The organism is Kitasatospora sp. NPDC101157 (assembly GCF_044768255.1).
GTDB lineage: Bacteria > Actinomycetota > Actinomycetes > Streptomycetales > Streptomycetaceae > Kitasatospora.
Map to the genome: position 1 here is coordinate 142881 of NZ_JBIWPL010000020.1, position 21747 is coordinate 164627.

Below are 21747 nucleotides of genomic sequence, written 5' to 3' on the forward strand. Positions count from 1 at the left end.
GCCCCCGCGGACGGGGTGCCGGGCCTCCGGGGGTGCTCCGCGCGGCGCGCGGAGCGGGGTCAGCTCTTGGCGGCCTTCTTCACCAGGATCACCACGGCGGCCGCGATGCCGACGACCACCAGCAGCTTGATCACGATGCTCAGCAGGGCGCCGACCACGCCGAACACGAAGGCGATGACGTTCCAGGCCAGCACCAGGACCAGCACCGGGATGACGATGTTGCGCACCCAGGAGGGCAGCGACTTCCAGAGCTCAGCCATGTCGGTTCCTCTTCTCCCCTCGGGCCGGCTGCCGTCCGGTGCCGCATCCCGCTTGCTTTCGATGCTTCGATCGTACGGGGGCGGGAGCGGCGGAACGAGGGCCAACGGCCCGGAGAGAACCCCGAGATCACCCCTATCCGACCCCCCGGGGCGACCCCCGAGAAACGGCGGGGGCCGGGGTCAGACCGGCCAGCGCTCCCCCCGCCAGGCGGCGTCCCAGAACATCCACTCGTAACGCGAGGTCGTCCTGAAGTGCTCGACCACCCGGCGCCGTTCGGCCGCGGACAGCTGCTCGCCGAGCCGGTCGGTGAGCGTCAGCACCCGGCGCACCACGGACTGGAAGGCCTCGTCGCCGTAGGTGGCGATCCACTTGGCGTACAGCGGGTCGGGGGGGCCCTGGGCGAGCAGCGCCTCGCCGACCCGGGCGTAGATCCAGTAGCAGGGCAGCACCGCGCCGAGCGCCTCGGCGAAGGAGCCGCCGTACACGGTGGCCAGCAGGTAGCTGGTGTAGGCCCGGGTGGTCGGCAGCACCGGTTCGGCGGCGGCCTCCTCGGCGGTGCCGCCGAAGGCGGTGAGGAACTCGGCGTGCATGCCCTGCTCGGCGGCCAGCGCGCCGACCGCGTCGTCGGCGAAGGCCCGGACGTCCTCCTCGCCGGGCGCCTTGGCGGCGCAGACGGCGAGCGCCCGGGCGTAGTCGCGCAGGTAGTGGGAGTCCTGGACGACGAAGTGGCGGAAGGCCTCGCGCGGCAGGGTGCCGTCGGTGAGGCCGCCGATGAAGGGGTGGGCGAGGATCTCGGCGTAGATCGGCTCGATCGACGCCCAGAGCTCGTCGGTGAGGCTACGGGTCATACCGGCGACCCTAAGCGCTCAGTCCTCCGGCGGGGAGAACACCACCAGCACCCGCAGTTCCTCGGTGATGTGGTGGAACCGGTGCGGGGTGCCGGCCGGGACGTACACCACGCTGCCGCGTCCGACGGTCGTGGTCTCGGCGCCGACGGTCAGCTCGGCGCGGCCGCTGATCACCTGGTAGATCTCGTCCTGGTCGTGCGCGGTCTGGGTGTCGGTGTCGCCGGGGGAGAGCGCGTACAGCCCGGCGGACATCCGCGGTTCGCGCAGGAACCGCAGGTACGCGCCGTCGTTGGCCGCCCGCTCCGCGTCCAGTTCGTCCAGCCGGAACACCTTCACCGCTGCCGTCCTCCTCCGCCTGTCGCGTCCTTCGCGTCCTTCGCCTGCGCCGCGTGCACAGCGCCCGTCGCGTCCGTCGCGTCCACCGCGCGGACCGAGGGCATTCAACACCAACTCCTCCGGGGGGAGCTTCCCCCGGGGCGGGGCGCCTGCCAGGCTTGGGCGGCATGAAGGGTTTCGTCATCAAAACACTGATCAACGCGGCGGCCATCTGGGTCGCCGCCTGGATCGTCAGCGGCATCCAACTCGCCGAGGGCAACGCCGACTGGCAGCACAAGGCACTCACCGTGCTCGGCGTGGCCGTGGTCTTCGGCCTCATCAACTGGCTGATCAAGCCGGTGGTGAAGCTGTTCTCGTTCCCGCTGTTCATCCTCACGCTGGGCCTGATCACCTTCGTGATCAACGCCCTGATGCTGCTGCTCACCTCCTGGGCCTCCAGCAGGCTGGAGTTGGACTTCCATGTGGTCAGCTTCGGTTCTGCACTGGTTGGTTCGCTGATCATCAGCCTCGTTGCCTGGGGTCTGCACCTGGCCCTGGACGACGACTGAAGCGGTCGTGCGGCCGTCGCCCACCACGACGCGAAAGGGGCCCGTACCCGGGTGGGTCCACCGGGTGCCGGCCCCTTCGCCGTGTCCGGGTGGTCCACCGGGTACCGTCCCCTTCGCCGTTCCCGGCCGCTCAACCCGCGTCGCACCCCCTGAGGATGGCCGCGAGCTGGGCGTCGAGCTCCCGCCCCGCGAACTCCTGCCCCGTCGGCACCAGCCGGTCGGTGCGCGCCAGGAAGGCGACCAATGGCGCCGCCGGGGCGTGCAGCACGGCGTCCCCGTGGGGGGTGTGCAGCGCGATGCGGACCTCCGGAGGCTCCCCGCCGAGCGGGTGGATGTGCACGTCCCCCTCGCCGGACGGGCGGCTGAGGCCGTCCCGCAGCAGCTCGCGCGCGAACACCCAGGTGACGGGGGTGTCCCCGGGCAGGTTGAAGGCGAACCGGACCGCGTACGGATCGCCGGCCTCGTACACCAGGTCCGCCCCGATCCCGAAGGACAGCTCGGGCGAGACCACGAGGCTCATCTCCAGGTGCCCCTGGACTGTGCTGTGCTGCATGGCGCTGGTACCTCTCTGACGAACGACGGGTTCGGAAGCCGAACGGTGGACTTCGGAGCACGCCCGACCGGGCGGGGCGTTTCGACCTCCGCCCCGCGCGGCAGACTCCCGCACAACGCTCCAGCCCCGGAGGTCGCCATGGGCCCCGACAACCGAACCCCGCCACCGCGCCCGGTGGTCAAGCGGACCGCGCGGGCGATCCTGCTGGAGCTGGACCCGGACGACCCGTACGGCCCGGCCTCGATCGTGCTGATCCGGCGGGTTCGGCCCGGGGCGCCGCACCCGTACTGGATCACCCCCGGCGGCGGCGTCGAGCGGGACGACCGCACGGTGGTCGAGGCGCTGCACCGCGAGGTGGACGAGGAGCTCGGCGGCAAGATCGTGGACGTGGTGCCCGCCTTCGTCGACACCATCAGCCACACCCACCACGACGACGGCACCCTGCTGCACCCCCACGGGGTCAAGGTGCAGCACTTCTTCGTCTGCCGCCTGGCCTCCATGGACCTCAGCCGGCGGCACGGGCCCGAGGTGACGGACCCCAACGGCGAGTACCAGGTGGTCCGGCTGCCGTTCACCCGCGAGGGCGTGACCTCGGTGAACGTCGTCCCGCCCCGGCTGCGGGCGTACCTGGCCGCCAACATCGAGGGCATCCGCGCGCTCCTCGCACCCGATCTCGGCTGATCACCCGGAGGCCCGCTCGCCCACCAGGTCGTGCCGGATCCGCTCGGCAGGCAGGCCCATCCGCAGCAGCACCCCGACCCCGCGCCGGACCATCGCGGGCGGACCGCTGAGCACCGCCTCGCGGCCGCTCCACGGGCCGAACCGGCCGACCACCTCGGGCAGTTCGCCGGTCAGGGCGCCCCCGGCCGGGCCGGTGCCGGAGAGCACCGGCCGTACCGTCAGCCAGGGCAAGCGGTCCGCCAGCCGGCGCAGCGCGTCCAGCTCGTACAGCTCGGCGGCCCGGCGGGCCCCGTAGAACACCTCGACGCTGCGGCCGGGGCCGCCGTGCCCGGCCGCCTCCTCGACCAGGGCGCGGATCGGCGCGATGCCGGTACCGCCGCCGAGGCAGAGCAGGTCGGTGCCGGCACTGTGGTCGACGGTCATCGAGCCGGCCGCCGGGCCGAGCCGCAGCACGTCCCCGGGAGCGGCCCGGTGCACCAGCGCGTTGCTCACCCAGCCCGCCTGGACGGCCTTGACGTGGAAGGTCAGCAGTCCGTCCGGGCGGGGCGCGGAGGCGAAGGAGTAGTGCCGCCAGACCCGCGGCCACCAGGGCGTCTCCAGGCTGCAGTACTGGCCGGCCCGGAACGGGTAGGCCTGGTCCGGGCGGACGGTGAGCACCGCGACGTCCCGGGTGCGGCGCTCGTGCCGCACCACCTCGCCCTGCCACCAGGGCGGCGAGGTCCGGGCGTCCTCCTCGGCGGCCTCGATCATGATGCCGGAGATCAGCCGGTAGGCGCGGCGCCAGGCCAGTTCGGTGTCGGCGCCCCAGCGGCTGCCCGCGTACCGGGCCAGCGCCTGCACCAGGCACTCCCCCACCGGGGCGTAGTGGCCGGTCAGCGTGCCGTAGCGGCGGTGGCCGCGGCCGAGCGCGCTCATCCGGGCACGCAGCGCCGCAGGGTCCTCGGCGCCGCGGGCGGCGGCGAGCAGGGCGCGGAACAGCCGGTCGCGCTGGACGTCCATGGCGGCGGGGAAGAGCGAGCGGACCTCGGGGTGCCGGAGGAAGAGCAGGGCGTAGAAGTGCGCGGTGGCCCGGTCTGCGACCGGCTCGACGATGGCGAGGCTGGCCCGGATCAGCTCGATGTCCCGCGCGGTGAGCGGGAGTTCGCTTCCTTCGGCACTCGAAGGGGCGAGGGGCACGGCTACGGGCGGCTGCACTGCCGGAAACCGCGGGGAGGAGGGCTGCGGTGCCCGGCCGGCGCCGGAACCGGACCAGTTGAGCCCTGGTGCGTCGGCGAAGAGGGGCTGGAAGGCGGACGAGGTACCGGTGGTCGAGGGCGGCTCGGGGTAGCTGGGCGCGGGGACGGACGGCGGCTCGACGGGCCGCGGCGGAACCACCGGCACCGTCGGCACCGTCGGCGTGGGCGGACCGGGCGGTACCGCTTCGCCGACCGCCGGTCGGTCCGGCACCGACCCCGATCCCGCCACTTCGACCATCGCCGCCGCTTCGACCGTCGCCACCGGTTCGGCCACCGACACCGGTTCGACCACCGCCACCGGTTCGGGCTCGTGCGCCTCCGGCAGGCCCGGGACGGCGGCGGCCTGCGCCGAACCGAGCCCGGTACGGATGAGGAGTGTTCTGCGGGACTTCACCGCTGCGTTTCGAGTACCCAAGAGAATCGTTTCGCCTCCGGCCGGCCTGCGTCACCACCTGGCTTGTCTCTGCTGACGCCTAGGCAGCGTGGCACGCCCGAAAAGCTCATCCGACAAATCACGCGAAGCCCGGACACCCGGCCCGGGAACGCGCTACTCTCACTCGATCGGTGGTCGCCCTGAGTGCCGAGCAGCACACCCAGGGCGACCCCGCCCTGCTCAGTGCGGTGGGGTCACAGCTGTCGCAGCAGCATGCCCGGCTGCTCGACGCAGTCCGCCACGAACCGCAGGAACCCGCCTGCCGTTCCGCCGTCGCAGACCCGGTGGTCGAAGGTGAAGGACAGCTGCGTCACCTCGCGCACCGCCAACTCCCCGCCGTGCACCCAGGGTTTGGCCACGATCCGGCCGACACCGAGCATCGCCGCCTCGGGGTGGTTGAGGATCGGCGTGGAGCCGTCCACGCCGAACACCCCGTAGTTGTTCAACGTGAAGGTTCCGCCGGTCAGTTCGGCCGGGGTGAGCGAGCCACTGCGCGCCGACTCGGTCAACCGTCCGAGCTCCGCGCCGAGTTGCTCGGTGCTGCGGGCGTGCGCGTCCCGGACCACCGGGACGACCAGCCCGCGCTCGCCCTGCGCGGCGAAGCCCAGGTGCACCGCCGAGTGCCGAACGATGCCCGAACCGTCCTCGGTGACACTGGAGTTGAGCTCCGGGAAGCGCGCCAGCGCGACCGTGCAGATCCGGGCCAGCAGCGCCAGCACGCTCACCTTCGGGCCCGGCGTGGCGTTCAACTGCCTTCGCAGCGCCATCAGTTCGGTGGCGTCCACGTCCACCCAGCAGGTCGCCGCGGGGATCTCCCGGTGGCTGCGGCTGAGCTTCTCGGCCACCGCCTTGCGCAGCCCGCGCAGCGGGACGACCTCGTCCTGCGCGACCGCCGTCGGCGCGACGGGCACCGACGCCGCGGACCCCGGGGCGGTGGACACCGGAGCGGTGGACACCGGAGCGGTGGACACCGGAGCGGCGACCTTGGCCGCGACGGCCCGCTCGACGTCCGCCCGCATGATCAGCCCGTCCGGCCCGCTGCCGGAGAGCGCGGCCAGGTCGACCCCCTGCTCCCGGGCCAGCCGTCGCACCAACGGCGAGATCACCGGCACCACGACCGGAGCGGCAGGAGCAACCGGAGCCGCCACCGCCACGGGAGCAGGGGCAGGAGCAGGAGCAGGAGCAACCGCCCCCACCCGACGCCGCCGCGCCCCCTTGCTCTCGGCGACCCCGTAGCCCACCAACGGCCGCTCGACCTCAGCGGAAACCACGGCAGCCGAGGAAGCAGGGTCATCACCCGCCTCGCCCCCCGCCGAAGCCACCGCCACCGTCACCAACGGCGCGCCGACGGCGATCTCCTCGCCCTCCGCCCCGTACCGAGCGGTGACCACCCCGCCGTACGGGCAGGGCACCTCCACCACGGCCTTGGCCGTCTCCACCTCCACCACCGGCTGATCGACCGCGATCACCTCGCCGACCTCGACCATCCAGCGCACCACCTCCGCCCCGGTGAGCCCCTCACCGAGGTCGGGCAGCCGGAACTCCCGTACGACGGGCATCATCCTCAGTCCTCCCACTGCAGCCGGGCGACCGCGTCCAGGATCCGGTCCACACCGGGCAGGTGGTGGTGTTCGAGCATCGGCGGCGGGTACGGGATGTCGAAGCCGGTGACCCGCAGCACGGGTGCCGCCAGGTGGTGGAAGCAGCGCTCGGTGACCCTGGCGGCGATCTCCGCGCCGGTGCCGCCGAAGCCGCTGGCCTCGTGCACCACCACGGCCCGGCCGATCGAGCGGACCACCCGGGTGACCGTCTCGTCGTCGAAGGGCACCAGGGTGCGCAGGTCCAGCACGGCCAGGTCCCAGCCCTCGGCCCGCGCCGCCTCGGCCGCCTCCAGGCAGACCGGCAGCGAGGGGCCGTAGGTGATCAGCACCGCCGACGTGCCGGTGCGCCGCAGGACGGCCCGGCCGATCGGCTCGACCGGCACCGCCGGGTCGAACTCGGCCTTGCCCCAGTAGAGCCGCTTGGGCTCCAGGAAGACCACCGGGTCGTCGGAGGCGATCGAGGCGCGCAGCAGCCCGTACGCGTCGGCGACCGTTCCCGGGGTGACCACGTGCAGGCCGGGGGTGCTGGTGTAGTACGCCTCGGAGGCGTCGCTGTGGTGCTCGACGCCGCCGATGCCGCCGCCGTACGGGATGCGCACGGTGATCGGCAGCGGGAGCCGACCGGCCGTGCGGTTGCGCATCTTGGCGACGTGGGAGAACAGCTGCTCCAGCGCCGGGTAGGCGAAGGCGTCGAACTGCATCTCGACCACCGGGCGCAGCCCGTACATCGCCATGCCGATCGCGGTGCCGAGGATGCCGGCCTCGGCGAGCGGGGTGTCCAGGCAGCGGTCGGGGCCGAACTCGGCGGTCAGCCCGTCGGTGATCCGGAAGACGCCGCCGAGCGCGCCGACGTCCTCGCCGAGCACGTGGACCGTCGGGTCCTCGCGCAGGGAGTCCCGCAGGGCGGAGTTGAGCGCCTGCGCCATCGAGGCGGTACGGGAGGAAACTGCCGTCGACATCAGTGCTGCACCTCGGCCTCGGCGGCCAGCTCGGCGGACAACTGGGCGGCCTGCTCGCGCAGTTGGGGAGTGGGCTCGGCGTAGACGTGGGCGAACAGCGCCATCGGGTCGAGTTCCGGGTCGGCGTGGAACTCGGCCCGCATCCGGGCCGCCAGCGCCTCGGCCTCGTCCGCCGCGTCCTGCACCAGCCCGTCGTCCAGCAGGTTCAGTTCGCGCAGCGCGCGGTCCATCAGCAGGATCGGGTCGTGCTCCCGCCAGGCCTCCACCTCGGGCTCGGTGCGGTAGCGGGTGGCGTCGTCGGCGTTGGTGTGGGCCTCGATCCGGTAGGTCAGCGCCTCGACCAGGGTCGGGCCCTCGCCGGCCCGGGCGCGCTCGACGGCCTCGGTGAGCACGGAGTGCAGGGCGGGCGCGTCGTTGCCGTCCACCAGCCGGCCCGGCATGCCGTAGCCGACGGCCTTGTGGGCCAGGCTGGGCGCGGCCGACTGGGCGCTGAGCGGGACGGAGATCGCGTAGCCGTTGTTCTGCACCAGGAAGACGACCGGGGCCCGGAGCACGGCGGCGAAGTTCAGCGCCTCGTGGAAGTCGCCCTCGCTGGTGCCGCCGTCGCCCAGCATGGCCAGCGCGACCACCGGCTCGCCGCGCAGCCGGGCGGCGTGCGCCAGTCCGACGGCGTGCGGGGCCTGGGTGCCGAGCGGGGTGCAGAGCGGGGCGGTGCGGCTGGCGCGCGGGTCGTAGCCGGTGTGGGCGTTGCCGCGCAGCAGGGTCAGCGCCTCCAGCGGGTCGACGCCCCGGGAGACCACGGCGAGGGTGTCGCGGTAGCTGGGGAACAGCCAGTCGCGCTCGCCGAGCACCAGCGCGGCGGCGACCTGGCAGGCCTCCTGCCCGGTGGAGGCCGGGTAGACGGCGAGGCGGCCCTGCTTGGTCAGGGTGGTCGCCTGCTGGTTGTAGCGCCGGCCGACGACGAGTCGCCGGTAGAGCTCGCGCAGCAGCGCCGGGTCGTACTTCTCCAGCGCGGGGGTGCCGAGCACCCGGACGGGGGAGACGTCCGGGAGGAGGGGGGCCGGATCGGTGCGCGGGGCGGTGGCTCCGGGCATCCAGCCGGGCACGCCCGTGCGGTGTCTGTGGTCGAGAACGGTCATCTCGGGGCACCTCCATGGGTGGCGGGGGCTCCCTACCGATTGTTCGGTCGTCTGTTCATCTTGACCAGAAGCGTGACAAGGTGGTGGACATTCGGCCTGAGCGGCGGTCGACTGGTGGCAGTGCGTCCAATCGGTGAGGGTGGGGGGTCATGTCGGCTGAACAGATGTCCAGACTCGACCGGGTCGACCGGGCGATCCTGCGGCTGCTGCAGCAGGACGGTCGCGCCTCCATCCGCTCGGTGGCCGAGCGGGTGCACGTGTCCCGGGCCAACGCGTACGCCCGGATCTCCAGGATGGTCGAGGACGGCATCATCCGCGGCTTCACCGCCCGGGTGGACCACGAACGGGCAGGTCAGGGCGCGTCCGCGTACATCACCCTGAAGATCGTCCAGAATTCCTGGCGCACCGTGCGCGAGCAGCTGCTGGAGCTGCCCGGGGTCGCCCACATCGCCCTGGTCGGCGGGGACTTCGACGTCCTGCTGCTGGTGCACACCGCCGACAACCACGCGCTACGGGAGCTGGTGCTCAACCGCATCCAGTCCATCCCACAGGTACTCGGCACACGAACCATGCTGGTGTTCGAGGAGACCGACCAGGTCCCTCCGGACTGAGCACCCGTACTGAGCACCCGTACCGAGCCACCCGACCGAGAGCACCCGGCTCCCGGGCCGGGACATCAGGAGGTCACCGCGCCCGCAACCCGTCGAAGGCCAGGTGCACCACGGCGTCCGCGACCCCGGCCGCCCCCTTCGGTCCGGGCCGGTACCACTCCACGATCGAGTTGATCATCCCGAACAGCAGCCGGGTGGCCAGCCGCGGCTCCACGTCCCCGCGCAGCGCGCCGTCCGCGACGGCCGCCCGCACCAGCTCCGCCACCTGGTGGTCGAAGTCCCGCCGCCGCTCCAGCGCCCACAGCTCGGTGGCCGTGTTGCCGCGCACCCGCAGCAGCAGCGTCACGTACGGCAGCTCGGCCAGCAGCACCTCCGCGGTGCGCCGCACCACGTGCTCCAGCCGCTCCACCGCCGGGCCCTCCACCGCGGCCGGCTCGGCCAGGATCGCGAACAGCCCGTCCAGGGCCCGGCCCACGGCCAGCCGCAGCAGCTCCTCCTTGCCGCGGACGTGGTGGTAGATCGAGGACTTGGAGATCCCGGCCGCCCGGGAGAGGTCCTCCATCGACGTGCCGTCGTAACCCCGCTCGTTGAACACGTCAACGGTGACCGCGAGCAGTGACTCGACGGTGTAGGCGGTACGCGTGGTGTGATCGGCCATCCTCCGAGTATCCCCGGACGCCCCACGGGCCATTCGATCGGGTCCGCTTGGTCCACACCTTTGAAGGCGGGACCTACAATCTGCGGACGATCGTCCACGTCCAGCAGGCTGGGGTCCACAGCTGATGAACGCAATACCGGCAGTCTCCTCCGACGTGCCCGAGCAGCGCAGCGAGGAGCCGGCGGACGTCCCGCACCCCTGGCAGGAGCGCGCCCGGGCGCTGGTGATCCGCTTCGGCCCGGCCGTGTGGTGCTACGCCGTGCTCAAGCTGATCGGCTTCACGGTGTTCATGAAGCTGCTCTCCTTCGCCGGCGACTACGCCAAGAAGCCGGCCCGGTTCGGCGGCGGCGCCCACCCCTGGGACGTACTGGCCAGCTGGGACGGCTGGTGGTACCAGCAGGTCGCCCAGTTCGGCTACCACCCCGCGCTGGTCCCGGTCCCGGGCGGCCAGCCCGGCTTCACCATCGAGCAGAACTCGGCCGCCTTCTTCCCGCTGTACCCGGGGCTGATGCGGCTGACCTCGGACGTCACCGGCCTCGGCCTGTACGGCGCCGGGATGCTGGTCTCGGTGCTGGCCTCGCTGTTCGCCGCCGCCGGGATCTACGCCGTGGTGGACAAGCTGTCCGGCCCCCGGGCGGGCGTGATCGCCGCCGGGATCTGGGCGATCGCCCCAGGCTCGGGCGCCGAGTGGGCGGTGTACTCGGACTCGCTGTTCGTCGCGCTGGCCGCCTGGGCCTGCTACCTCACGATGACCAAGCAGTGGGTCGCGGCCGGGGCGGTCACCCTGGTCGCCGGGCTGAACCGGCCGACCGCGGCGGCGCTGATCGGCGCCGTCGGCCTGGCCGCGCTGGTCGAGCTGTACCGGCGGGAGAGCGGCGTGCTGCGCCCGCTGGCCGCGATGGTGCTGGCCCCGCTGGGCCTGCTCGGATACGTGGCCTGGGTGGGCTGGCGGACCGGCGAGTGGGGCGGCTACTTCCGCATCCAGCACGACGCCTGGCTGCACTACTTCGACTGGGGCCAGGGCACCTGGCAGGCGATCCGCGGGGTCCTGCTGGGCCGCAGCGACTACCCCTTCGCCTTCCCGGTGCCGGACCTGCTGGCCACCCTGATCGTGTTCAGCCTGCCGGTGCTGATCGTGCTGCTGGTCCGGCTGCGGCCGCCGCTGGTGCTGACCGCCTACACGCTGGCCACGATCGTCTCGGTGCTCGGCAGCCTGGGCATCTTCGGCAACGTCTCGCGCTACCTGCTGCCGGCGTTCCCGCTGTTCATCGCGCTCGCGGTGGGGATGCGCAAGCTCAGCTGGCCGGTGCTGGCGGCCGTGCTGGGCACCGCCGCGATCGCCTCGGGCTGGTACGCCGGTTACGTGATCTTCGAGCTCGGCGTGCCGTAGACCGGCCCACCATCCTCGGGGGGCGCGTCCGGACCGGGCGCGCCCCTTCGCGTTCCCGGGCCAGTCCGCGGGACCCCCGCCGGAATCCGTCCCCTGCACCCTCTTGAGCCGACCGATCGTTCGGTTACTCTGTGACGTGTCCCGTCCTCCCCCCTGAGGAGCGCACAGATGTCCGCAGCGGTCACCCACCCTCTCGTCAGCGAGCTGGTCGAGCGCCACCAGGCCACCCTGGACGCCGCGCTCTCCGCCGCCGCGAAGCGCGACTACTGGTCCGCGTACCCCGAGTTCCCGAAGGCCTACGGCGAGAGCGGCCCGGCCGACGGCAAGGCCGCCTTCGACGCCCTGCTCGGCCGGCCCTTCACCCTCGACGGCCACCCCACCGACGGCGACCAGGTCGGCGGCGAGGCCTCCCCGTACGGCATCGAGCTGGGCATCACCTACCCGCACGCCGACCCGGACACGCTGATCGCCGCACTGCGCGCCGCCCAGCCCGGGTGGGCCGCCGCCTCCCCGCTGGAGCGCGCCGCCGTCTGCCTGGAGATCCTGCACCGGATCAACGCCCGCTCCCACGAGTTCGCCCAGGCCGTCATGCACACCACCGGCCAGGCCTACGGCATGGCCTTCCAGGCCGGCGGTCCGCACGCCCAGGACCGCGGGCTGGAGGCCGTCGCCTACGCGTACGCCGAGCAGACCCGGCTGCCCCGGCAGGCCGGCTGGACCAAGCCCCAGGGCAAGCGCGAGCCGCTGGTGATGACCAAGGAGTTCACCGTCGTCCCGCGCGGCCTCGCGCTGCTGATCGGCTGCAACACCTTCCCCACCTGGAACGGCTACCCGGGCCTGTTCGCCTCGCTGGCCACCGGCAACCCGGTGCTGGTCAAGCCGCACCCGCGGGCCGTGCTGCCGCTCGCGCTGACCGTCGCCGTCGCCCGCGAGGTACTCACCGAGGCGGGCTTCGACGCCAACCTGGTCTGCCTGGCCGCCGAGCACGAGGGCGGCACCGTCGCCGCGACCCTCGCGGTCCGCCCCGAGATCAAGATGATCGACTACACCGGCTCGACCACCTTCGGTGACTGGCTGGAGGAGCACGCCAAGCAGGCCCAGGTCTACACCGAGAAGGCCGGCGTCAACGCGGTGGTCATCGACTCGACCGACGACTACAAGGGCATGCTGGGCAACCTCGCCTTCGCGCTCTCGCTCTACAGCGGCCAGATGTGCACCACGCCGCAGAACGTGCTGATCCCGCGCGGCGGCATCAGCACCGACCAGGGCGACAAGTCCTACGACCAGGTCGTCACCGACCTCGCCGGCGCCATCGAGGGCCTGCTCTCCGACGACGCCCGCGCCGCCGCCATCCTCGGCGCCGTGGTCAACCCGGGCGTGCTCCAGCGCTCGGCCGCCGCGGCCGGCGGGGAGTACGGCGAACTCGCCCTCGCCCCGCGCGCGGTGGTCTCGCCCGAGTTCCCCGGCGCGACCGTCCGCACCCCTGCGCTGATCAAGCTCGACGCCGACAAGCCGGACGACCGCGCGGTGTTCCGCAGCGAGTGCTTCGGCCCGGTCTCCTTCGCCGTCGCCGTCGAATCCACCCCGGCCGCCGTGGAGTTGCTGCGCACCACGGTCCGCGAGAAGGGCGCCATGACGGCCTCCGGCTACACCACCTCGCCCGAGGTGGAGGCCCTGCTGGTCGAGGCCGCGCTGGACTCCGGCGTCTCGCTCTCGCTCAACCTCACCGGAGGCGTCTACCCCAACCAGACCGCCGCGTTCTCCGACCTGCACGGCACCGGCGCCAACCCGGCCGCCAACTCGGCCTACTGCGACGGCGCCTTCGTCGCCAACCGGTTCCGCACCGTCGAGATCCGCCGGCACAGCTGATCCGCCCCGGCCGGGGCGGCACGGCACGGCCGGCCGCCCCACCCGCGCGACCCGGTCCCCCGGTGGTCACCGACCGCCGGGGGACCGGCGGTTCACAGCTCCGTGGGCGCCAGCGATGATGGAGGCTGGGAGAACGCCGGAAACGGCGTCCAACCGACCTCCGAACAACGGGAGCTGATACATGACCGTGAAGCCGACCACCGAAACCGACGTGATCGTCGTCGGCGCCGGACCGACCGGACTGCTGCTGGCCGGCGACCTCGCCGCCGCCGGGGTCGGCGTCACCGTCCTGGAGAAGCGCGCCGCCGAGTCCAACCTCACCCGGGCCTTCGCCGTGCACGCCCGCAGCCTGGAGCTGCTGGACGCCCGCGGCCTCGCCGACGAGCTCATCGCCACCGGCCGCCCGCTCGGCGGCCTGAAGATGATGAACCGGCTCGGGATCGACCTCAGCTCGCTGCCCAGCCGCTTCCCGTTCGTCCTGATCACCCCGCAGTACAACGTGGAACGGCTGCTCCAGGAGCGCGCCGAGCGGGCCGGCGCGGTGATCCTGCGCGGCGCCGAGGTCACCGGGCTGCGCCAGGACGCCGAGGGCGTCACCCTGGAGACCGCCGACGGGCGGAGCCACCGCGCCCGCTACGCGGTCGGCACCGACGGCGTCCACTCCGCCGTCCGCGAGCTGCTCGGCATCCCCTTCCCCGGCGAGTCCGTGGTGGACTCCGTGATGCTCGCCGACGTCCGGCTGGAGCGCGAGCCCGCCGACGCGATCGCCGTCGGCGCCAACAAGGCCGGCTTCTCCTTCGTCGCCCCGTTCGGCGACGGCTGGTACCGGGTCATCGCCTGGGACCGCAACGAGCAGCACGCGGACGGTGCCACCCCCACCCCCGAGCAGCTCACCGCGATCGTCCGGGCCACCCAGGGCGAGGACTACGGCCTGCACGACGTGCGGTGGAGCTCCACCTTCCACAGCGACGAGCGCCAGGCCCCCAACTACCGCTCCGGCCGGGTCTTCCTGGCCGGCGACGCCGCCCACTGCCACTCCCCGGCCGGCGGCCAGGGCATGAACACCGGCCTACAGGACGCCGCCAACCTCTCCTGGAAGCTCGCCGCCGCCCTCCGGGGCCGGGCCACCGACGCCCTGCTCGACACCTACCAGACCGAGCGGCACCCGGTCGCCAGGACGGTGCTGCGCACCTCCGGCGCGCTGATCCGGATCGCCCTCGCCGAGTCCGCCCCCACCCGCGCCCTGCGCGGGGCGCTCACCGCGATCGGCGGCCACCTCGACCTGCTCACCGAGCGCGGCGCCCGGATGGTCTCCGGGATCGAGATCTCCTACCCCGCCCCCAAGGGCGCCCACCCACAGGTCGGCAAGCGCGTCCCGGACCTGCGGCTGACCGCCCTCAGCAAGCCCGCCGAGGGCTCCCCGGCGGCCCCCGAGCGGCTCTACGAGGCGCTGCGCGCCGGGAAGTTCGTGCTGGTCAGCAATGACGAGCTGACCGCCGTCGACCCCTGGGCGGACCGGCTGGTCACCGCCGCACCCGCCGATCCGCACGGCAAGCTGGCCGACACCGTCCTGCTGATCCGTCCGGACGGCTACGTCGCCTGGGCCGCCGTCGACCCCGGCCGGGGCGAGCTGCGCGAGGCCCTCACCAGCTGGCTGGGCGCCCCCTCGGAGGCCTGACCCGCCACCGGGCGCGGCCGGCGGACCCACCCCGGCCGCGCCCCGCCGCACCGACCCTTCGTTCGGTCGTCGGTTAACCCCGCGCCTTCACGTAGTGCCGCGCCGCCTTCGCCCGATTCCCGCAGACCGCCATCCGGCACCACCGCCGGCGGCCGTTCTGCGACGCATCGAAGAAATGCAGAATGCACGCCTCGTGTGCGCACTGCTTCACCCGGTGAGCACCCTGTCCGAGCAGTGTGAGGAAGTCGTCCGCCGCCAGCCAGGGCGCCAGCCACTCCGGCCGGTCGGCCTCGACCCGGTCCTCGGCGCCGCCCGGCCCGGCCGTCCGCCGGATCCGCCCGTGCGCCAGCACCGCGTCCAGCGCGTCCCGGGCCGGTGCACCCAACTCGCCCTGCTCGCGGGCGTCCTGGGCGGCCAGCTCGATCGCCTCGCGGGTCTGCCGGATCGCCGCCAGCCCCGCCTCGTCGGCCGTGCAGCGCTCACTCAGCCCATTGCTGGACAGCCAGATCCCGTACTGTTCGACGCCGGTGAGCGCGTCGTTGACGGGCGTCCCGGCCCAGCGGGTGTTGAGCAGGTCGAGCGCCAGCGGCTCGCCGATCAGCGGTCGGTGGTCCCTCGGGTCCGGCATCACGTCAGTCATCGCTCTCCCTCGGCTCCGTCCGATTCTACGACCGCGCCGCGCGCCGTGAATTGGTATGGACCGAAGCCGGAATTCCGGCCATTCACTGTATGGAATCCCCCGCTTTCCACGCCTCCACAGTTGACTGTTTTTTAGCAACGAATTGCCGGACCGTGATCCACGGCGCCGATCGGTTCTGACATGTTCTAGCCAGCGTTCCCGAACCCCTCGGAACGCCTTGCCCCTTGCCGGCTCCCCACAGCCGGACGGAGGAGGATCCGTTGCGCCACCGTTCCCTCGCCGTCGCCGCCGCGATAGCCGTCCTGCCGCTCACCGCCGTCTCACTCGGCGTCTCCACCGCGCAGGCCGCCACCCCACACGCCGCCCCGCGCGTCGCCCTGCCGAACACCGTGAATCCCGCGGTCGCCCACTCGGAGAAGAAGGGTGACGTCCCGGCCGAGCAGCAGATCTCGGTGGCCGTGAGCCTGAAGCTGCGCAACGCGGCCGAGCTGGACCGCTTCCTCACCGCGGTCACCACGCCCGGCGCGCCGGAGTTCGGCAAGTACCTGACGCCGCAGCAGTTCAGCGACCGGTTCGCGCCCACCCAGCAGTCCGTCGACCAGGTCAAGGCCTACCTGGCCGCCCAGGGCCTGACCGTCGGCGACGTCAGCGCCAACCGCCAGGTGGTCAACGCCAAGGGCACCGCCGCGCAGATCTCGCAGGCCTTCGGCACCCACGAGAGCTCCTACCTGGACCCCCGGTCGAGCCGCGCGTTCTTCGCCAACGACGACGCCGCCTCCGTCCCCGCCGAACTGGCCTCCGTGGTCCAGGGCGTGAGCGGCCTGGACAACCACGCGGTGCGCAAGGGCCGGATCGCCGCGCCGAACGCCGCCACCGCCACCCCGAGCGGCATGACCCCGGCCCAGTACCAAGGCGCCTACAACCTGAACAGGACCGGCGCCGACGGCACCGGCACCACGGTCGCCCTCTGGGAGTTCGACGGCTACAAGACCTCGGACCTGACCACCTACGACTCGCAGTACGGCCTGACCGGTCCGGCCGTCTCCACCGTCCCCGTGGACGGCGCGAACTACGACTCCTCGCCCGGCCAGGGCGAGGGCGAGGTCGAGCTGGACAGCGAGATCGTCCGCGGCGCGGCCCCCAAGGCCACCCAACTGCTCTACGAGGCGCCCAACAGCGACCAGGGCGAGATCGACATGGCCAACAAGATCGTGGCCGACAACAAGGCCTCGGTCATCTCGATCTCCTGGGGCACCTGCGAGCCGGACACCACCGCCTCCTCGATGACCGCCGTCGACAACGCCTTCAAGCAGGCCGCCGCCCAGGGCATCTCGGTCTTCTCCGCCTCCGGCGACGACGGCTCGCGCGACTGCACCCGCTCCGCCAGCGGCTCGGGCGTCACCTCCGTCGACTTCCCGGCCTCCAGCCCGCACCAGACCGGTGTCGGCGGCACCAACCTGAAGGTCAGCGCCTCCAACGCCTACTCCTCGGAGAGCGCCTGGAGCACCGCCGGCGGCGTCTCCACCGTGTTCGCCAAGCCGAGCTGGCAGACCGGCACCGGCATCAACGGCACCATGCGCACCGTTCCGGACGTCGCCTCCAACGCCGCCCGCAGAGCGGCTTCGCGATCTACACTACAGCGGCGGCTCCTGGGCCGTCTACGGCGGCACCAGCGCGGCCGCGCCGCTGTGGGCCGGCTACGCCGCCCAGTTCAACCAGAAGGCCAAGGCCGCCGGACAGCCCGTCCTCGGCGAGGCCAGCCCGCGGCTGTACGCGGTCGCGAACAGCAGCAGCTACGGCAGCGTCTTCCACGACGTGACCACCGGCGCCAACCAGGACTTCTCCACCAAGGGCGGCTACGACCAGGTCACCGGCTGGGGCAGCCCGATCGCCGACGCCCTGACCACCGCCCTGCTCGGCGGCGGCAGCAGCGGCGGCACCACCCCGCCGCCCACCGGCGGCTGCACCGCCGCCCAGCTGATCGGCAACGGCGGCTTCGAGACCGGCACCGCCGCCCCGTGGACCACCTCCTCGGGCGTCGTCGACAACAGCTCCTCGGAGCCGGCCCACTCGGGCAGCTGGAAGGCCTGGCTGGACGGCTACGGCTCCGCCCACACCGACACCCTGTCGCAGACCGTCTCGGTCCCGGCCGGCTGCGCCTCCGCCACCCTCACCTTCGCGCTGCACATCGACACCGCGGAGACCGGCAGCACCCCGTACGACAAGCTGACCCTCAAGGCCGGCAGCACCACGCTGAAGACCTGGTCCAACGCGGACGCGGCCGCCGGCTACGTGCAGCAGACCCTGGACCTGACCTCCTTCGCCGGCCAGACCGTGACCCTCACGTTCACCGGCACCGAGGACGGCTCCAACCAGACCAGCTTCCTGATCGACGACGTCGCCCTGAACGTCAAGTGATCACCGGCCGGTAGCACCACTCCCGGACCCCCGCCGGGACGGCGCCGACACGGCCCGTCCCGGCGGTGTCCGTTTCCGCCCGGTTCCCCACCTCCCGGGCCCCGCGTTCCGGCCGTGTTTCCGGACTGTTTCAAGATCGATAACCCTCCGGTCCACCTGCCGTGACCACTGTCATACGCACGACTGATGACGTAGCCTCTCGACCGTGCATAGGGTTCCCCAAAGCTCGGTGAAGCCGCTGGCGGCGCGCCCCGGCGTCGGCCCGGCGCAACCGAACTCACCTGGTGGGGAGGGTCACCGCATGGCCGCACAGCAGCCTCAGGACGCCGCACGGCTGCGGCTGGTCGGATCGCGTACGGAGCAACCCGATCCACCCGTCCCCGCGCCGTCCCCCAACCCGGCCCCCGCGCCCTCCGCCGGTCGCCCCGCACCGGCCGGCGGCTTCGCGGACGCCCTGCACCTGGCCATCGAGGCCAGCGGCCTCAGCCTGGACCGGATCCGCGCCGCCCTCGCCCAACGTGGCGTCAGGGTCAGTGTGACCACGCTGAGTTACTGGCGCCGCGGTCGCAGCCAGCCCGAGCGGGCCAGCTCGCTGCGCGCCGTCCACCTGCTGGAGGAACTGCTCGGCCTGCCGCACAGCGCGCTCTCCTCGCTACTCGGCCCGCCGCGCCCGCGCGGCCGCTGGGCCGCCGCCGCCAACACCCTCCACCTCGGGCTGGAGGACGTCTGGCCGGGCGAGCAGGAGATCGCCGCGATCTTCGCCGAGCTGGACGCCCCGCCGGCCGGCGAGCTGGAGCGCCTCAGCATCCACGACTCGTACTACGTGGACGCCGAGCGGCGCGGCAACCTGCTGCGGATGCGCCAGGTGGTGCGCGCCACGGTCGGCGGCGTCGGCCGCTGCATGGTCGTCCACAAGGCCGACGAGGAGGCCACCGGCTGCCCCGAGATCACCTCGGTCCGGCACGGCCGGCTGGGCAGGGTCCGCCGCCGCCCGGACGACGGCCTGACCGTCGCCGAGCTGATGCTGGACCGCCCGCTCGGACTCGGTGACAGCACGGTCTTCGAGTACGAGGTGGAGATCCCGCCGGGCGGCCCGACCATGGAGTACAGCCGCCGCTTCGCCACCCCCGTGCGCGAGTACGTGCTCCAGGTCCACTTCGACCCGGCGGCCGTCCCGGCGCACTGCGAGCGCTACGACCGCGAGCCGGGCGCCGACGTCGACCACCGCCGCGAACAGCTGTGGATCGGCGCCTCCGCGAGCGCCCACGTCCTGGCCCCGGACCAGCAACCGGGCCACATCGGCATCCGCTGGGAGTGGGCGTAGGACCTGCCCGAGAGCCCCGCCGGACCATCAGGTCCGGCGGGGCTCTCGCATTCCCGGACCTAACCACCTCAAGCCATCACACCGGTTGACGCCTCATCACCTAACCTCTAATCTCCTTGATACAGGTTAGGCATGAGCCTCGCCGGAAATCCCAGCCCCGGGAGTGACCAGGCATGTCCAGCACCACCCTGCTCCGCACCCTGCAGACCGGCCACGTGGGCCTGAACGTCACCGACCTGAACCGCTCGATCGACTTCTACCGCGCCGTCCTCGGCCTCCAGCTCGCCCACGAGGGCACCGACCCCGAGCGCCGCTACGCCATGCTCGGCCGCGACGGCCGCCTGGTGGTCACGCTCTGGCAGCAGAGCACCGGCACCTTCTCCACCGGGACCCCCGGCCTGCACCACCTCTCCTTCGAGGTCGAGAGCCTCGACGAGGTCCGCGCCACCGAGGACCTGCTGCGCGAACTGGGCGCCGACTTCGCCTACGACGGCGTCGTCCCGCACGGCGAGGGCTCGGCCTCCGGAGGCATCTTCTTCAGCGACCCGGACGGCATCCGCCTGGAGATCTACACCCGCAACGGCGTGGACGGAACCACCGCCGAAGCCCCCACCACCGGCGCCCCGACCTGCGGTTTCTTCTAGAAGGGGAAGCGCACCATGACGACCGTCAGCACGCCCTACCACCCCGGTGAGCGGACCGCCCAGGCCCGCGCCGGGGTCACCGACCGGGCCGACCACGCCGGCCGGTCGATCCGCAGCACCGTCCCGGCGGTGGCCGCCCGCTTCCTGACCGAGCGGCGGATGCTGGTGGTCGGCGCCGCCGACCGGGACGGCCGGATCTGGGCCACCCAACTGTCCGGCCCGGCCGGCTTCCTCCAGGCCGCGGACGAGCGCACCATGACGGTCGCCGCCCGCCCGGCCGGTGCCGACCCGCTGGCCGAGGCCCTGTCCCGCCCTGCGCAGATCGGCACCATCGCCCTGGACCCGGCCGGCCGCCGCCGGATGCGGCTCAACGGCCGCTCGGCCCCGGACGGCCGGGGCGGGCTGACCGTCCACGCCGAGGAGGTGGTGTCCAACTGCCCCAAGTACATCCAGCGCCGCACCCCGCTGGACCGCCCGGGCGCCGGCTCGCCCCGCACCGTCGCCGAGGGTCCGTCCCTGTCCACGGCGCAGCGGCTCGCCGTGAACACCTCGGACACCTTCTTCATCGCGACGGCCGGACCGGACGGCCGGGTGGACGCCTCGCACCGCGGCGGCTTCCCCGGCTTCCTGGAGGCCGTCGCACCCGACACGGTGCGCTGGCCCGAGTACCGCGGCAACGCGATGTTCATGACCCTCGGGAACCTCGAACTGGACCCACGGGCCGGCCTCCTGCTGCCCGACTGGGAGACCGGCGGAGCCCTGCTGATCACCGGCGAGGCCCGCACCGACTGGTCCGAGGAGGCCCGCCGGTCCGCCCCGGGCGCCGAGCGGATGGTCGAACTGACCGTCACCGGCGTCCGCGAACTCGCCGACGCCACCCCGCTGACCTGGACCGACCCCGAGTACTCACCCGCCAACCCCCACTGAAACCAGGCCCCGGCCCCTGGCGCGCCCTCCTCTCCTGACGCCCCTTCCGCCTCACCGCTTTCCGGACATCCAGTGGAAGAGGCCCATTGCCACACTCGTCGCCAGATTGAAACTGGACACGCCCGGCTGCATCGGCACCGCGACCAACTCGTCCGCCCGCGCCTTCAACTCCGCCGACACCCCGTGCCGCTCCGTCCCGAAGGCGAGCAGCGCATCATCCGGGAACGGCAGGTCCCGGATGTCCGTCCCCTCCGGATCCAGCACGTACAACGGCCCCGAAGGCAGCTCCGCCAACCCCACCCGCTCCACGGCCGTGGCGAAGTGCAACCCCGCGCTCCCCCTCAACACCGTCGGGTGCCAAGGATCCAGATCTCCCGTGGTCACCACCCCGGTGGCCCCGAACCCGGCGGCCAACCGGATCACCGCCCCGACGTTCCCCAGGTTCCGCGGATTCTCCAGCACCACCACCGGAGCCCGCCGCGGCCGCCGCCCCAACACCTCCCGATTCGCCGCCACCGACGGCCGCACCGCCAACGCGATCACCCCCGTCGGATGCAGCCGGGGCACCAACCCCCGCAACCGCTCCTCCGACACTTCCACCGCCAACCCCTCCAACGCCGACACCACATCCGGCGCCAACTCCCCCGCCAACCCCAACAGCGCCCCCCGATCCCCCGTCAGAACCCGCCGAACCCCACCCCTGAACCGCAACGCGTGCTTCAGCGGATGAAACCCGTCCAGCAGCACCACCCCAGGCTCCTGCTCAACAACCCGCCACTCCCGCACCACCTCGTCATCCATCCCCCCACTCTCCCACCCCCTCCCACCCGACGGAGCGATGCAAGAAGAGCCCCCACCAGGGCCCCCTGGTGGGCGAGCAGGGCAACGCCCCACGCCCACCACACCCCCTCCCCCACCGCCCCCCCGGGGGGGGGGGGGGGCCCCCCCCCCCGCCCCCCCCCCCCCCCCCCCCCCCCCCCCCCCCCCCCCGGGC

21 protein-coding genes and 1 pseudogene are annotated in these 21747 nt (G+C 72.9%); 11 read left to right on the forward strand and 11 right to left on the reverse strand.

All coding sequences use genetic code 11. The features are described from left to right. Positions 1-59 precede the first annotated feature (59 nt). The 3 genes from ACIRVF_RS31255 to ACIRVF_RS31265 form a co-directional block, all read right to left on the reverse strand. Complete coding sequence (locus ACIRVF_RS31255; protein WP_030278197.1) at positions 60-260, reverse strand: DUF5326 family protein; 201 nt, start codon at positions 258-260, stop codon at positions 60-62. A gap of 180 nt (positions 261-440) precedes the next feature. After that, positions 441-1109 carry a thiaminase II gene (gene tenA / locus ACIRVF_RS31260; protein WP_402825223.1) on the reverse strand — a complete coding sequence of 223 codons (669 nt, stop codon included), beginning with the start codon at positions 1107-1109 and terminating at the stop codon, positions 441-443. Positions 1110-1127: 18 nt separating this feature from the next. Next, positions 1128-1445, reverse strand: a complete 318-nt coding sequence (locus tag ACIRVF_RS31265) for a cupin domain-containing protein (protein ID WP_402825226.1) — start codon at positions 1443-1445, stop codon at positions 1128-1130. 167 nt (positions 1446-1612) lie between these two features. Between ACIRVF_RS31265 and ACIRVF_RS31270 the strand changes: the two genes are divergently transcribed. Continuing rightward, positions 1613-1993, forward strand: a complete 381-nt coding sequence (locus ACIRVF_RS31270) for a phage holin family protein (RefSeq protein WP_402825228.1) — start codon at positions 1613-1615, stop codon at positions 1991-1993. Between the two features lie 130 nt (positions 1994-2123). On the opposite strand, the gene ACIRVF_RS31275 is transcribed toward ACIRVF_RS31270, so the two are convergent. Further along, a complete protein-coding gene (locus ACIRVF_RS31275) occupies positions 2124-2546 on the reverse strand; it encodes an SsgA family sporulation/cell division regulator (RefSeq protein ID WP_402825229.1) in 423 nt (140 codons plus the stop codon). A 138-nt stretch (positions 2547-2684) separates the two neighbouring features. Between ACIRVF_RS31275 and ACIRVF_RS31280 the strand changes: the two genes are divergently transcribed. Continuing rightward, the gene (locus ACIRVF_RS31280; protein ID WP_391491782.1) at positions 2685-3227 is read left to right on the forward strand and encodes an NUDIX domain-containing protein; all 543 of its coding nucleotides are present in this window, start codon (positions 2685-2687) and stop codon (positions 3225-3227) included. On the opposite strand, the gene ACIRVF_RS31285 is transcribed toward ACIRVF_RS31280, so the two are convergent. The 4 genes from ACIRVF_RS31285 to pdhA form a co-directional block, all read right to left on the reverse strand. Next, positions 3228-4856 carry a globin domain-containing protein gene (locus ACIRVF_RS31285; protein ID WP_402825230.1) on the reverse strand — a complete coding sequence of 543 codons (1629 nt, stop codon included), beginning with the start codon at positions 4854-4856 and terminating at the stop codon, positions 3228-3230. 233 nt (positions 4857-5089) lie between these two features. Continuing rightward, positions 5090-6454 (reverse strand): dihydrolipoamide acetyltransferase family protein, encoded by a 1365-nt coding sequence (locus ACIRVF_RS31290; RefSeq protein ID WP_402825280.1) that lies wholly within the window; start codon positions 6452-6454, stop codon positions 5090-5092. Between the two features lie 5 nt (positions 6455-6459). Continuing rightward, positions 6460-7455, reverse strand: a complete 996-nt coding sequence (locus ACIRVF_RS31295) for an alpha-ketoacid dehydrogenase subunit beta (protein WP_402825233.1) — start codon at positions 7453-7455, stop codon at positions 6460-6462. Continuing rightward, complete coding sequence (gene pdhA / locus ACIRVF_RS31300) at positions 7455-8594, reverse strand: pyruvate dehydrogenase (acetyl-transferring) E1 component subunit alpha (protein ID WP_402825236.1); 1140 nt, start codon at positions 8592-8594, stop codon at positions 7455-7457. Before pdhA ends, ACIRVF_RS31295 begins: the two co-directional genes overlap by 1 nt. Before the next feature lie 149 nt (positions 8595-8743). On the opposite strand from pdhA, the gene ACIRVF_RS31305 reads away from it, so the two are divergent. Next, on the forward strand, positions 8744-9205 hold the full coding sequence (locus ACIRVF_RS31305; RefSeq protein WP_402825239.1) for an Lrp/AsnC family transcriptional regulator: 462 nt from the start codon (positions 8744-8746) through the stop codon (positions 9203-9205). 73 nt (positions 9206-9278) lie between these two features. Here ACIRVF_RS31305 and ACIRVF_RS31310 read toward each other — a convergent pair whose 3' ends face one another. Beyond that, on the reverse strand, positions 9279-9863 hold the full coding sequence (locus ACIRVF_RS31310; RefSeq protein WP_402825242.1) for a TetR/AcrR family transcriptional regulator: 585 nt from the start codon (positions 9861-9863) through the stop codon (positions 9279-9281). 124 nt (positions 9864-9987) lie between these two features. Between ACIRVF_RS31310 and ACIRVF_RS31315 the strand changes: the two genes are divergently transcribed. The 3 genes from ACIRVF_RS31315 to ACIRVF_RS31325 all read left to right on the forward strand — a co-directional run bounded on the left by ACIRVF_RS31315 (position 9988) and on the right by ACIRVF_RS31325 (position 14800). Then, the gene (locus ACIRVF_RS31315) at positions 9988-11253 is read left to right on the forward strand and encodes a hypothetical protein (RefSeq protein ID WP_402825245.1); all 1266 of its coding nucleotides are present in this window, start codon (positions 9988-9990) and stop codon (positions 11251-11253) included. Between the two features lie 168 nt (positions 11254-11421). Next, complete coding sequence (gene paaN, locus ACIRVF_RS31320; protein WP_402825247.1) at positions 11422-13122, forward strand: phenylacetic acid degradation protein PaaN; 1701 nt, start codon at positions 11422-11424, stop codon at positions 13120-13122. A 181-nt stretch (positions 13123-13303) separates the two neighbouring features. After that, positions 13304-14800: an FAD-dependent monooxygenase gene (locus ACIRVF_RS31325; protein WP_402825250.1), complete on the forward strand. Its 1497-nt coding sequence runs from the start codon at positions 13304-13306 to the stop codon at positions 14798-14800. Positions 14801-14873: 73 nt separating this feature from the next. Here ACIRVF_RS31325 and ACIRVF_RS31330 read toward each other — a convergent pair whose 3' ends face one another. Then, on the reverse strand, positions 14874-15440 hold the full coding sequence (locus ACIRVF_RS31330) for a CGNR zinc finger domain-containing protein (RefSeq protein ID WP_402825253.1): 567 nt from the start codon (positions 15438-15440) through the stop codon (positions 14874-14876). A gap of 458 nt (positions 15441-15898) precedes the next feature. Between ACIRVF_RS31330 and ACIRVF_RS31335 the strand changes: the two are divergent. The 5 genes and pseudogenes from ACIRVF_RS31335 to ACIRVF_RS31355 form a co-directional block, all read left to right on the forward strand. Beyond that, positions 15899-16990, forward strand: a pseudogene (locus ACIRVF_RS31335) (protease pro-enzyme activation domain-containing protein); the annotation flags it as partial. Between the two features lie 265 nt (positions 16991-17255). Then, on the forward strand, positions 17256-17858 hold the full coding sequence (locus tag ACIRVF_RS31340; protein WP_402825283.1) for a hypothetical protein: 603 nt from the start codon (positions 17256-17258) through the stop codon (positions 17856-17858). A gap of 301 nt (positions 17859-18159) precedes the next feature. Then, positions 18160-19182 (forward strand): XRE family transcriptional regulator, encoded by a 1023-nt coding sequence (locus ACIRVF_RS31345; protein WP_402825256.1) that lies wholly within the window; start codon positions 18160-18162, stop codon positions 19180-19182. Positions 19183-19355: 173 nt separating this feature from the next. Next, entirely contained in the window at positions 19356-19826 is a 471-nt protein-coding gene (locus tag ACIRVF_RS31350) for a VOC family protein (RefSeq protein ID WP_402825259.1), read from the forward strand. 15 nt (positions 19827-19841) lie between these two features. Beyond that, on the forward strand, positions 19842-20753 hold the full coding sequence (locus ACIRVF_RS31355) for a pyridoxamine 5'-phosphate oxidase family protein (RefSeq protein ID WP_402825262.1): 912 nt from the start codon (positions 19842-19844) through the stop codon (positions 20751-20753). A 51-nt stretch (positions 20754-20804) separates the two neighbouring features. Here the strand turns inward: ACIRVF_RS31355 and ACIRVF_RS31360 are convergent, their stop codons facing one another. Then, positions 20805-21554, reverse strand: a complete 750-nt coding sequence (locus ACIRVF_RS31360) for a TrmH family RNA methyltransferase (protein WP_402825265.1) — start codon at positions 21552-21554, stop codon at positions 20805-20807. Positions 21555-21747 lie beyond the last annotated feature (193 nt).